Origin of the sequence: Blautia sp. MSK.18.38 (assembly GCF_024460535.1) — a bacterium.
Lineage (GTDB): Bacteria > Bacillota > Clostridia > Lachnospirales > Lachnospiraceae > Blautia_A > Blautia_A fusiformis.
This window is the reverse complement of the sequence record NZ_JANFYP010000004.1, coordinates 113569-126520: the sequence shown is the minus strand read 5'-3', so window position 1 is coordinate 126520 and position 12952 is coordinate 113569. Positions and strand designations below refer to the sequence as shown.

Genomic DNA, 12952 nt, shown 5'->3' with positions numbered 1-12952 from the left:
GAGGAAAAAACTATGATTATTTACGCAGGAAAAGATTATCAGGATGTAAGCAGAAAAGCAGCCAATATCATGTCTGCACAGATTATCATGAAACCGGATGCAGTTCTTGGACTGGCTACCGGTTCCACGCCTGTGGGCATGTATGCACAACTGGTAGAATGGTACAAAAAAGGGGATCTGGATTTTTCCAGGGTGACAAGTGTGAATCTGGATGAGTACAAGGGACTTTCCGGCGACAATGACCAGAGCTACCGCTATTTTATGGATCATAATCTCTTTGACCATGTAAATATTGACAAAGCACGGACCTTTGTGCCTGACGGACTGGAAGAGGATAGCGATAAGGCATGTGCACAGTATAACGAAATCATCCGGCAAACCGGAGGTGTGGATATGCAGCTGCTTGGTATCGGCGGGAACGGACACATCGGCTTCAATGAACCAGGAGATGCCTTTGAAAAAGAAACCCATTGTGTGGATCTGACAGAAAGTACCATCAGGGCCAATTCAAGGTTTTTTGAAAGCATGGATGAGGTCCCGAAACAGGCCTACACTATGGGAATCGGGAATATCATGGCTGCAAAAAAGATCCTTCTTGTGGCAACGGGAACATCCAAGGCAGAAGCCCTGTATAATTCCCTGTACGGACCGATCACACCGAAGGTTCCGGCATCTATCCTGCAGCTTCACCCGGATCTCACGGTTGTGGCAGATGAAGATGCACTGAGTATGATCCGCGAAAAAATAAAATAAAAATCCGGAATACAACTGCCGGATCAAAAAAGGATGGCTTCCGATTCCTACCTGTGCAGGAACGGAAGCCATCCTTTTTCTTTCCGCTGCTCAGTGGATTTCTTCACCGGCAGTTTTTTGTGCGGCTTTTATTTCGTTGTAACAGTATTTGATGATAGATTTTCTGGTTATGATCCCGATGAAGGAGCCCTGGTCATCTACCACCGGTACGAAGTTCTGATTAATGGCGCGATCCAGGAGATCTTCCATATTGGAATCTGCATGGACCGGTTTGTAGGTGGCACGGCGTGGAATCGCCATGATCGGGATTCCCTCTGTTTCCTTGATGTCGTGGATATCTGCACGGCGCATGCCCCAGAGGAGATCTCCCTCTGAGATGGTGCCGAGATATTTGCCGTCCATGGTGAGGATAGGAATGCAGGAGTACTTGCGGTGCTCCATTTTTTCGAGGGTCTGGCGAAGAGTTTCATCCTCAAAGATGTAGGCTACTTCGCTTTTGGGAATCAGAAAAAACAGAATGTTCACGTTATTACCTCATTTCCGCGAAAATTATAAATAAATCTGTAGGCTGTTTTAGAGAAGCTGAAGTCCGTGTGTCTCTGCAGCATCTGTGATCTCCTTCGGCCAGAGAGAGACATGTACTTCTCCGATGTGTGCTTTACGAAGGAAGAACATACAGATCCTGGACTGTCCGATACCACCACCGATGGTGTACGGAAGCTCTTTGTTCAGGATGGCCTTCTGGAATGGAAGCTCTCTTCGGTCATCACAGCCTGCTTCGGTAAGCTGGCGGTCAAGTGCGTCCTCGTCAACACGGATTCCCATTGAGGAAAGCTCAAGGGCAATGTCAAGTACCGGATAGTATACGAGGATATCACCGTTCAGTTCCCAGTCATCATAGTCCGGGGCACGTCCGTCGTGGCGCTCGCCGTTGGTGAGGGTTTTGCCGACTTTCATAAGGAAGACAGCGCCCTTTTCACGGGTGATCCGATATTCACGTTCCTTCGGTGTGCAGTCCGGATACATGTCAAGAAGTTCCTGAGTTGTGATAAAGAAGATATCCTTCGGAAGGATCTCCTCGATGTAGTCATACTGTACAGCCATGTATTTCTCAGTTTTACGAAGGACACTGTAAATGGTGCGTACGGTTTCCTTGAGAGTCTCTATGGAACGCTCTTCTTTGGAGATGATCTTTTCCCAGTCCCACTGGTCTACGTAAACAGAGTGGATATTGTCCAGATCTTCATCCCGGCGGATGGCTACCATATCTGTGTAAAGACCCTCTCCGTGAGAAAATCCGTATTTTTTCAGTGCGTAGCGTTTCCATTTGGCAAGGGAGTGTACGATCTCGGCGTTGCTTCCTTCGATAGCCTTGATATCAAAGCTTACCGGGCGCTCTACACCATTAAGGTTGTCGTTAAGGCCGGATTCCGGTGCTACAAATGTTGGAGCGGATACTCGAAGAAGGTTCAGCTTCTGTGAGAGTGTCTGCTGGAAGAAATCTTTTACTGTTTTGATCGCAATCTGTGTGTCATGGAGGTTCAGGTCTGCATGATAGGTTGCGGGGATTGTGATTGTATTCATTATCGGCTCCTCCTGATGATTTTTAGGCTTATTGCTCTGTGGGGTATTATAGCAGAAAATGGGTGGAGTGGCAATATAATGAGAGGGGAAGTCTTTTGGGGTATCGTAGAAAAATGCTGGGTATTAAATGCCTGGTGTGATATACTGAAAAAAGAATGCTTATGTTTACGACGGAAATATAAATATCCGTTTTGACGGATAGAATGGAGGGAGCTTATGGCAGGTCAAAGGTGTCAGGTTTGTGGGGGTAAGGTTGTAAATGGCAGGTGTTCATTATGTGGGATGCCTTACAGAAATGATGAGGTGTTATATCATTTGAATGAGCCCCGGGAGATACATTATAAACATGCTTCCGCCAAAGTGCGGGATATGATGCGGCAGTATGGACAGGATGCTGATCAAACAACACAACATAACGGAAACGTAAACCGGAATACGAACGCAAACCGGAATACAAATATAAATCGGAATACGAATGCAAGCCGCAATACCGATTTGAATCGGAATCTAACCAGAAGCCGGAATGCAGGTGCAGCAGCCGGACGTAAGACTGCAGCGGCAGTTAATACCAGGAATAAAACAACGGTGGGCAGAAATCGTGCAGAAGTTTTAGAACAGGGAAAAAAAACAGCAAAAAAAAGATCAGAAAAGCAGCGGGGCAGGCTGGATCATATGGTTTATAGTGACACTGGCCATTCTGCTTCCAAAATTATGGGATTTTCTTGCAGACTGGATCGGAACAAATTTGTGAGAATATTTCTGCAGTGAGATCAGGCAGTGCTAAGTGTCTGTATTTTCGTGTATACAGAAATATCCCTTTTCTTTTCTCCTCAGCTGTGTTATACTCATGCCTAGCACAACATATAGATGAAAAACAATATATAGAAGATATAGGTACTATATATAGTATTTTGCACAGCGACTTATATATAGCACAGGGAGGGATGAGCAATGTTATATGTGATCAAGAAAGACGGGACAAGAGAGGAGTTTAATCCGCAGAAGATCGTGGCTGCCGTGAACAAATCCGCAGAGCGTATTCTTTATACTTTTTCAGACGAGGAGAAGGATTTTATCTGCCGTTTTGCCCAGGAGCATGCGGATTCCCTTGGAAAGAATGAGATCGAGATCCAGGAGATGCACAACATCGTAGAGGGGGCTCTGGAGCGTGTGAATCCGGCAGTTGCCAAGAGCTACCGTGATTATCGGAATTACAAGCTGGATTTTATCCATATGATGGATGATGTCTATACCAAGAGTCAGGCGATCCGTTATATCGGTGATAAAAGTAATGCCAATACAGACAGCGCCCTTGTTGCCACGAAACGAAGCCTGATCTTTAATGAGCTGAACAAGGAACTCTATCGGAAGTTTTTTATGAACCGTAATGAGCTTCAGGCATGTAAGGACGGCTACATTTATATTCATGACCAGTCTGCACGTCTGGATACCATGAATTGCTGTCTGTTCGATGTGGCAGCTGTTTTAAGTGGCGGTTTTGAGATGGGCAATGTCTGGTATAACGAGCCGAAGACTCTGGATACAGCCTTTGATGTTATGGGGGATATCATTCTCAGTACAGCAGCACAGCAGTATGGTGGCTTTACAGTGCCGGAGGTTGATAAGATCCTGGCACCGTATGCGAAGAAGAGCTATGATAAATATATTTCTGAATTTATGAAATACTCGGATGAGAGCTGGAGTGGCCGTGAGGAGAGAGCTATTGAGTATGCTCTTGATAAGGTCCGCAGGGATTATGACCAGGGCTGGCAGGGAATTGAGTACAAGCTGAATACCGTCGGTTCTTCCAGAGGTGATTATCCGTTTGTTACGGTGACACTTGGTCTCGGAACCGAGCAGTTTGAGAAGATGTGTACGATTTCCCTTCTTGAGGTCCATCAGGGAGGACAGGGTAAGGCCGGACACAAGAAACCGGTACTTTTCCCGAAAATCGTATTCCTTTATGACAAAGAGATCCATGGTCCCGGAAAGTGCTGTGAGGATATTTTTGAGGCTGGTGTGGAGTGTTCCTCCAAAACCATGTATCCGGACTGGCTGTCTATGTCCGGCGCAGGCTATATTTCCAGTATGTACAGGAAATACAAGAAGGTCATCAGCCCGATGGGATGCCGTGCTTTCTTAAGTCCGTGGTATGAGCGTGGCGGTATGGAGCCGGCGGATGAGAATGATACGCCTGTTTTTGTGGGACGTTTTAACATTGGTGCGGTAAGCCTTCATCTTCCGATGATCCTTGCAAAGGCTAGAGCGGAGAGCAGAGATTTCTATGAGGTTCTGGATTTCTATCTGGAAATGATCCGTAACCTGCATATCCGCACTTACGAATATCTGGGACAGATGCGTGCATCCACCAACCCGCTTGCATACTGTGAAGGCGGTTTCTACGGCGGACATCTGAAACCGAATGAAAAGATTGGCAAGATCCTGAAGCCTATGACAGCTTCCTTCGGTATCACAGCGTTAAATGAGCTTCAGGAGCTTTACAATGGCAAATCCATTGCCGAGGATGGGGCGTTTGCTCTGGAGGTTCTGAAATATATCAATGACAAGGTAAATCAGTACAAGAAGGAAGATGGTTATCTTTATGCGATCTACGGAACACCGGCAGAGAGTCTTTGTGGACTGCAGGTAGAGCAGTTCCGTAAGATGTATGGAATCATTGAGGGCGTTTCTGACAGACCATATGTGAGCAACAGCTTCCACTGCCATGTAACAGAGGATGTAACTCCGATCGAGAAACAGGATCTGGAGGGACGTTTCTGGGAACTCTGCAATGGAGGTAAGATTCAGTATGTACGTTATCCGATCGGCTACAATAAGGAAGCTATCCGTACACTGATCCGCAGAGCCATGGATCTGGGATATTATGAGGGAGTGAACCTTTCTCTTGCATACTGTGACGATTGTGGTCATGAGGAACTGGAGATGGATGTATGCCCTGTCTGCGGTTCCAGAAACCTGACCAAGATCGACCGTATGAACGGATATCTTTCCTACAGCCGTGTCCATGGAGATACCCGCCTGAATGCGGCGAAGATGGCTGAGATCGCTGAGCGAAAATCTATGTAAATACTGGCTGCCCGATCAACTGTGGAACAGTGATCGGATGTGGAGCCAGACAGTAAAAAAAATATCCCGCAGAGCTGCCGGTAAGACCAGCAGCCGTCTGCGGGATATTTTTATGTAAAGTGAAGTTTTATAGTTCACTTTGTATTCTGAGTCCGTAAAATGATCATTTAATGATAGTTCCGGTCTTCTCACGGTAGCCGTCTTTTGCATGGGCCATGTCTGTGATGATGGTACGGCGTCCGGTTCCCTTCTCCACGAAGGAAACACCTGCTTCGATCTTAGGAAGCATGGAGCCTGCCGCAAACTGTTTGCCGGCAATATATTTCTTGGCATCTTCTGTGGAAATAGTATCCAGATAAGATTCGTGATCCGTATTATGGTCAAGGCTTACTTTCTCGACGCTTGTAAGGATCATCAGAGTATCAGCGTTCAGTTCTTCTGCAAGAAGTCCTGCTGCCAGGTCTTTCTCGATGATGGCGCTGGCACCATTCAGCTGAGTTCCCTGCTCAAGAACCGGGATTCCGCCGCCGCCTGCGGCAATGACGATCTGCTCTGCTGCAGAGAGGACCTTTACGGTTTCAATCTCTACGATCTTCTGTGGCTTCGGTGCTGCAAGGATACGTCTGTACTGGCCCTCGCCCACCTTTGTGACAAAGTTTCCTTTTTCTTCTTCAGCCTCGGCCTCTTCTGCGTTAAGAACACGTCCAATGATCTTCTCCGGCTCTGCAAATGCTTCATCGTATGGATCGATGACAACCTGTGTCAGAACTGTGCTGACCGGTTTGTAGATCCCTCTGGAGATAAGCTCAGCACGGATGGCGTTCTGAAGGTCATAGCCGATATAACCCTGGCTCATGGCGGAACATACGGACATTGGTGCAAATGTATAATCAGGATGTGCCTTACCGAATTCATTCATTGCGGTGTGGATCATCCCTACCTGCGGACCGTTGCTGTGGGAGATCACTACGCGGGTTCCCTCCTCTACCAGATCTGCGATTACCTTCGCTGCGAGTTTTGTAGCTGTTTTTTGCTCTGGAAGTGTGGTGCCAAGTGCCCGGTGGCCTAATGCAACTACTACGGTTTTTTCGCTCATAGGAAATACCTCGTTTCTCTTAAAAATTGGAATGAAATCAGTTACTGTATTCAGTAACGAGTACATCGAAAACGATGCACGAGTATTATATTTTATTATAAAAGACCTATGTGGGAAATGCAATAGAAAATCGAGTGTTTTCCGAGACAGGAAAAACCGCCTGATCCAGTCAGACGGTTTGATTCCTACTATTTTTTGAGGGGGGAGATAGAGAGTGGTTTTTCATCTATCCAACACCTATTATATAGAGAAAATATGTTTAAAATATGTCGTTAATCTAAAAGAAATGGAAAATTTATAAAGAAAGTTTAAACAAACTTTATAATTTTTATATCCGGTTGCGCATGGTCTGAAAATGTGATACATTGAAAAAGTCTTGATCCTGCATTCTGCGGGATCTGTTCACGCATCGTTTCGATGCAGAAATCCATTTTATTTTATCGAAAAAAATATTGATCATGCACCATTTGTCGGGGAGGGATGCCTTTGTCTGTGGAAAAGTAAGCTTCTGTAAAAAAAAACATGTGTATAAGAAATGCCAGATCAGGCAGAAATGAGGAAGAGCCATGAAAAACAGAATATGGAAACAGATGAAGAAAGCCGGAATTGTGACAGTGCTGGCAGGAGCCATGCTGGGAGGAACAATAGAACCGGAGCTGACTCTGGGAGCAGATTTTTTGCCGGGACAGGCACCGTTTATCGATCAGAGTGTGTTCTGGAAAGACATAAAATCCGGACAGGCGGAGCTTGGGATCCGGATTCGCGGCCTGAATGAATGGCTGTCCGGGAGAAGGTTTTCGGAGGATAAGGAGAAAAATGAGAAGTGGGACGATGAACTTCATAAGATTGAAGATCCATCGGTGGAGCAGGAAGAAGAGATAGAACAGGAGCTGCCAGAGAATGACTTGCAGCAGGAAGAAGAGCCGGAGCAGGAGCTGCCGGAGGATGACTTGCAGCAGGAAGAAGAGCCAGAGCAGGAGCTGCCAGAGGATGACTTGCAGCAGGAAGAGAAGGCAGAACAGGAATTGCCGGTGGATAAGGTTGTGGAAGGAATCGGAATAGAAATGGAGGAAGGATATGAGCACGTGGAGCAGCTGGCATCCGGGGAAACAGTACAGCCGGAGGATGAAGAGCAGGAGAAAACGGGTCCGCTCACACCGGAAGGAACGTCGACCGGAGGGGAAAATGTAGGGAATGAAGAGGAAGGTGAGTTTGAGGAGACGCAAAAGCTGACGCTGGTCACGTATATTTCGGAGTATTTTGTTCCGGAAACGGATTCTGTCCCGAAAAATATGGCTGCACAGCAGATTTCTGTAAGGAGCCAGAGCGGTGAAGCTACAGAGATCACAAAGCTGGAAAGCGTGCTGAACGTGGAGCAGAACGGGCAGGATGAGATCTTTTTCCGTATCCCGCTGATTCTGCGGCAGGAATACCGTTTTCCGGCAGAGAAAAGCAGTTATCCTGTGACTCAGGAGGAACCGCTTCAGAAGGACTGTACCGGTGCGGGAACCTTTCTCATGACAGAAGAAAACGGGGAAGAGCTGGTGATCGCAGAGGGAATCTCTCCTATGCTGGACGTGGAGGCTGCTGAGGCTGATATGGAATTGTCGGTAATTGCACAGAATAAAAAAATGAAAGCAGGGCAGACCATCCGTTATCAGGTAGAGATAGCCAATACCGGAAAGCTGGATCTTGCAGATATCCGTCTGACCAGCAGCCTTTCCTGCCCTAAGATCCGGCAGCTGTGGGAAGATGCAGAAGGTCTTCTAACAGAAGGGGCTGTGGCGGAATTTGCAGAATTAAAAGCCGGAGAGAGCAGGAGCTTTTATGTACAGGCGCCGCTTCTGGATGAACAGGAAAAAGATCTGGAGCACCAGGTGGAAGCAGAGGCCAGGGTGAAGGACAGAGCGGATGAAGTGATCCGGAAGAACGCCTCCACTATAAATGGTCTGGAGGCACTGAAGGCGGATCTTTCTGTAAAGAAAACTGCAGACAAAGAAACCGCTGCACCGGGTGAGACTGTGACCTATCAGATCTGTATCGTGAATACCGGTGAAAAAACGCTTCATTCGGTTGTGGGAACGGAGCGCTTTCAGACAGCAGGGATCCATGCACAGTTTCTGGAGCAGGAAGGTGTAACGCTCAACAGCAGCCGTACAAAGGCAATGATCCAACAGATCCCGCCGGGAGAGGCAGTTTCTCTTCAGGCTGTGGTGAAGATCCCGGGAAAAACAGCGGATCAGAAGCTTTTTAACCAGGTGACGGTCACAAGCCAGGAAACCGGAGAGCGATTGATGGAGGCCTCCGCTTCTGTCATGGTAAAAGGAGAGGTGGCTATTACGCCGGAAGAAGGGCTGCCTTTGCAGGGAGATGACCAGGGTCCGGCTTCCGGTCAGATACAGATGGCAAGAACTGCGTCCACACATCCGAAGACCGGAGATGATACCAGGAGGGATTTGTGGACGCTTCTGGCAGTGACAGCTTTGGTGACTGTGCTGGGCGGCATCTGGCTCCGGAAAAAATATGCGGATATTTATGGAAAAAGCTGATGTTACTGAGAACGGAGTGAACAGTAACAAGCTGATATTTTACAAGGCGGCCGTACCTCAAAGAAACGTTGAAAACAGGGGGGAGGTGTGCTATTCTATATGGTATGTACAGAAAATAAGAACAGTATATTTCCCGCCTCCGGTGTGCTGCCCGTCAGACCGGAAAAAGGGAAGATGGAGGAGAAAAATGAATCTTTTATCCTTATTGGAGCATCTTGAATACAAATGCCTTCAGGGAAGTACAGAGCAGGAGGTTTCTTCTGTTGTATATGATTCCCGTAAAGTAGAAGAAGGGAGCCTTTTTATCTGCATCAGAGGTGCGGTCGTGGATGGACATAAATTTATACCTGATGTTGTGGCAAAGGGTGCGAAGACACTCATCGTGGAAGAAGCGGTGGAGGCACCAGAGGATGTGACAGTGATCCAGGTAGAGGATACCCGTTACGCCATGGCCTTTATTTCAGCAGCATGGTTCGGACATCCGGCAGAAAAGCTCAAAACCATCGGTATCACCGGAACCAAAGGAAAAACAACTACAACCTATATGGTGAAATCAATCCTTGAGAATGCCGGATATAAGGTTGGCCTGATCGGAACCATCGAGGCTGTTATCGGGGAGAAGCATATCCCGGCAGCCAACACGACACCGGAATCCTATATGGTACAGAAATATTTTCATGATATGGTAGAAGCAGGCTGCGATGCGGTCGTTATGGAGGTTTCCTCACAGGGACTGATGCTTCACAGAACCCAGGGATTTGTGTTTGATTTTGGAATTTTCACAAATATTGAACCAGATCATATCGGACCGAATGAGCATAAGGACTTTGATGATTATCTGCATTGCAAATCCATGCTTCTCAGACAGTGTAAGGTTGGTATCGTAAATCGTGACGATGAACACTTTGACCGCATTATCGAAGGCCACACCTGTAAACTTGAAACCTATGGATTTTCCGAAAAAGCAGATCTCCGTGCAGAGGACGCCAGACTCGTTGGAAGAAAGGGCTATCTGGGAATTTCCTATCATGTTAAGGGACTTATGGATTTTCCTGTGGAGATCGATATTCCAGGTAAGTTCAGCATTTACAATTCTCTGACTGCCATTGCCATCTGCCGCCATTTTAAGGTATCCGAGGAGAATATCATCAAAGCTCTGAAGGTGGCCAGGGTCAAAGGCCGTATTGAGATGATCAAGGTATCTGACGAATTCACATTGATGATCGATTACGCACATAATGCCATGGCGCTGGAGAGCCTTCTCGGAACACTGAAGGAATATGATCCGCACAGACTGGTATGCCTGTTTGGCTGTGGCGGAAACCGTTCCAAGCTGCGCCGTTATGAGATGGGTGAGGTTTCAGGAAAGATGGCAGATCTGACCATCATTACTTCAGATAATCCGCGAGATGAGGATCCACAGGCCATCATCGATGATATCAAGATCGGAATGGCAAAAACAGATGGAAAATATGTAGAGATCCCGGATCGTAAAGAGGCGATCGCCTACGCGATCCATCACGGTGAGCCGGGAGATATCATCGTCCTTGCCGGAAAGGGCCATGAGGATTATCAGGAGATCAAGGGTAAGAAATATCCCATGGATGAGCGTGTACTGATCCGGGAGATCCTGGAAGAAGATCAGAAAGCGTAAATGGATGATCTATGCAGATGTGATCATTGATATTTCTCATGAAAAGCTGGACCGGGATTTTCAGTATCGTGTACCTGAGGAGCTGGTGCAGGCAATAAAACCCGGAGTTGTGGTCACAGTGCCCTTCGGAAAGGGAAATACCCTTCGGAAAGGCTATGTGACCGGGATCTCCGGAACGGCAAAATATGATGCGTCAAAGCTCAAGGAGATCCGGGGAGTGTCCACAGACAGTGAGACAACGGAATCCCGGCTGATCGCACTTGCGGCCTGGATGAAGGAGACCTATGGCTCCACCATGATCCAGGCACTGAAAACAGTTCTGCCTGTAAAAGACAAGGTCCGTGCAAAAGAGAAAAGACTGATCCTTTTTACAGGGAAAAAGGAAGAGGGGCAGGCACTTCTTGGCAAGCTGGAAGGCAGCCGCTTTAAAGCACGTGAGCGGTTCCTTCGGGCAATCCTGGAGGCCGGGAGCCTGGATTATACCTATGCCTCCAAAGAGCTTGGAGCCGGCATTTCCGTTCTTGATTTTTTTGAGAAAAAAGGTCTGATAACTATTGAAAGTCAGGAAATGTATCGCATTCCCGAGGGGCTCGGCCTGGTGAAGGAGAACATGGAACTGAGTCTGAACCAGGAACAGCTTTTGGCGGCAGAGCAGATCTTTCGGGAATGGCAGGAGCCGGACCCAAGGCCTGCACTTCTTTTCGGAGTGACCGGAAGCGGAAAGACCCAGGTTTATATGCGCCTGATCCAGAAGGTACTGGAGGAGGGAAAACAGGCGATCGTGCTGATCCCTGAGATTGCGCTTACTTATCAGACAGTCAGGCGCTTTTATGCCATGTTCGGAGATAAGGTTTCGGTTCTGAACTCCAGACTTTCCCAGGGAGAACGTTATGATCAGTTCAAAAGAGCAAAACGTGGTGAGATCCAGGTGATGGTAGGACCCAGATCCGCACTGTTCACACCGTTTTCAGATCTGGGACTGATCGTTATCGACGAAGAGCATGAACCCACCTACAAAAGTGAGAATACGCCAAGGTACCATGCACGTGAGACTGCCATTGAGAGGGCACGAATGGAACATGCCCGTGTGGTCATGGGATCAGCCACTCCGTCATTGGAAGCCTACAGTCATGCCTGTGACGGAGAATATCTTCTGGTAAAGTTAAACGCACGTTATGAGGAAAGGCCTCTTCCACAGGTATCAATCGTGGATCTTCGGGAAGAATTAAAGAAAGGAAACCGCTCGGTACTGAGTCTGGAGCTGAAGAGGGATCTGGAGCAGGTCCTTGAAAGAAGAGAACAGGCCATGCTGTTTCTGAACCGGAGAGGATATGCGGGCTTTGTTTCCTGCAGAGCCTGCGGTCACGTTATGAAATGTCCCCACTGTGATGTATCTCTAAGTGAACACAATGGCAATCGTCTGATCTGTCATTATTGCGGCTATGAGACTGTGAAACCGGAAATCTGTCCGTCTTGTGGTTCACCGCACATTGGTGGATTTAAGGCAGGAACCCAGCAGATCGAGAAGGTCATTGAAAAAGAATTCCCGAAAGCCAGGGTACTTCGAATGGATTTTGATACCACAAGGACCAAGGACAGCTATGAGAAGATCCTGGCTTCTTTTGCAAAGCATGAGGCAGATATTCTGGTGGGGACCCAGATGATCGTCAAGGGACATGATTTTCCGAATGTGACTCTGGTAGGAGTGATTGCAGCAGATCTTTCGCTGAATATGGATGACTATCACTGCGGGGAGCGTACATTCCAGCTTCTGACTCAGGCAGTTGGACGTTCCGGCAGAGGGAATCGGCCGGGGCAGGCGGTGATCCAGACATATCAGCCGGAGCATTACAGTATCCAGGCTGCGGCTATTCAGGATTATAAGAAATTTTATAAAGAAGAAATGGGGTATCGGATGCTTTTGGACTATCCGCCGGCAGCCCATATGATGACTGTTTTTGGTGCCTGCCAGGATGAAGAACTTCTGAAAAATGCCATGTATTATATAGAAGTTTTTATCCGCAGGGTAAGTCCGAAGGAAGAGCTTCACATGATCGGACCTGCAGCTGCATCGGTAGGTAAGGTAAAGGATGTTTATCGTCAGGTGATCCATCTGAAGCACAGGGATATCTGCTTTCTCACAGCAGTCAGAGAGAAGCTGGAGAAATATATAGAGATAAATTCCGGATTCCGGAAAATATACATTCAATTTGATATGAATTAAAGGAG

General features: G+C 47.4%; 8 protein-coding genes. 5 read left to right on the top strand and 3 right to left on the bottom strand.

Features of this window, described 5'->3' with window-relative positions; genetic code table 11:
* Positions 1-12 precede the first annotated feature (12 nt).
* On the top strand, positions 13-753 hold the full coding sequence (nagB, locus tag NE638_RS04250) for a glucosamine-6-phosphate deaminase (protein ID WP_022426874.1): 741 nt from the start codon (positions 13-15) through the stop codon (positions 751-753).
* A 90-nt stretch (positions 754-843) separates the two neighbouring features.
* Here the strand turns inward: nagB and NE638_RS04245 are convergent, their stop codons facing one another.
* A complete protein-coding gene (locus tag NE638_RS04245; RefSeq protein WP_021651604.1) occupies positions 844-1278 on the bottom strand; it encodes a CBS domain-containing protein in 435 nt (144 codons plus the stop codon).
* A gap of 48 nt (positions 1279-1326) precedes the next feature.
* Positions 1327-2337 (bottom strand): aspartate--ammonia ligase, encoded by a 1011-nt coding sequence (asnA, locus tag NE638_RS04240; RefSeq protein ID WP_173733428.1) that lies wholly within the window; start codon positions 2335-2337, stop codon positions 1327-1329.
* 951 nt (positions 2338-3288) lie between these two features.
* On the opposite strand from asnA, the gene nrdD reads away from it, so the two are divergent.
* Positions 3289-5424: an anaerobic ribonucleoside-triphosphate reductase gene (nrdD, locus tag NE638_RS04235; RefSeq protein ID WP_129974736.1), complete on the top strand. Its 2136-nt coding sequence runs from the start codon at positions 3289-3291 to the stop codon at positions 5422-5424.
* A 163-nt stretch (positions 5425-5587) separates the two neighbouring features.
* Here the strand turns inward: nrdD and arcC are convergent, their stop codons facing one another.
* On the bottom strand, positions 5588-6520 hold the full coding sequence (gene arcC / locus NE638_RS04230; RefSeq protein ID WP_015526125.1) for a carbamate kinase: 933 nt from the start codon (positions 6518-6520) through the stop codon (positions 5588-5590).
* A gap of 566 nt (positions 6521-7086) precedes the next feature.
* Between arcC and NE638_RS04225 the strand changes: the two genes are divergently transcribed.
* The 3 genes from NE638_RS04225 to priA all read left to right on the top strand — a co-directional run bounded on the left by NE638_RS04225 (position 7087) and on the right by priA (position 12947).
* Positions 7087-9069 (top strand): DUF11 domain-containing protein, encoded by a 1983-nt coding sequence (locus NE638_RS04225; protein ID WP_021651611.1) that lies wholly within the window; start codon positions 7087-7089, stop codon positions 9067-9069.
* A gap of 187 nt (positions 9070-9256) precedes the next feature.
* Complete coding sequence (locus NE638_RS04220; RefSeq protein WP_044961562.1) at positions 9257-10723, top strand: UDP-N-acetylmuramoyl-L-alanyl-D-glutamate--2,6-diaminopimelate ligase; 1467 nt, start codon at positions 9257-9259, stop codon at positions 10721-10723.
* A 4-nt stretch (positions 10724-10727) separates the two neighbouring features.
* Entirely contained in the window at positions 10728-12947 is a 2220-nt protein-coding gene (gene priA, locus NE638_RS04215; protein WP_114002105.1) for a replication restart helicase PriA, read from the top strand.
* The last annotated feature ends 5 nt before the right edge of the window (positions 12948-12952 follow it).

Excerpts from the sequence above, each read along its gene's own strand:
- nagB (WP_022426874.1), top strand. The coding sequence starts at position 13 with ATGATTATTTACGCAGGAAAAGATTATCAGGATGTAAGCAGAAAAGCA.
- asnA (WP_173733428.1), bottom strand. The coding sequence starts at position 2,337 with ATGAATACAATCACAATCCCCGCAACCTATCATGCAGACCTGAACCTC.
- nrdD (WP_129974736.1), top strand. The coding sequence starts at position 3,289 with ATGTTATATGTGATCAAGAAAGACGGGACAAGAGAGGAGTTTAATCCG.
- arcC (WP_015526125.1), bottom strand. The coding sequence starts at position 6,520 with ATGAGCGAAAAAACCGTAGTAGTTGCATTAGGCCACCGGGCACTTGGC.
- NE638_RS04225 (WP_021651611.1), top strand. The coding sequence starts at position 7,087 with ATGAAAAACAGAATATGGAAACAGATGAAGAAAGCCGGAATTGTGACA.
- NE638_RS04220 (WP_044961562.1), top strand. The coding sequence starts at position 9,257 with ATGAATCTTTTATCCTTATTGGAGCATCTTGAATACAAATGCCTTCAG.
- priA (WP_114002105.1), top strand. The coding sequence starts at position 10,728 with ATGATCTATGCAGATGTGATCATTGATATTTCTCATGAAAAGCTGGAC.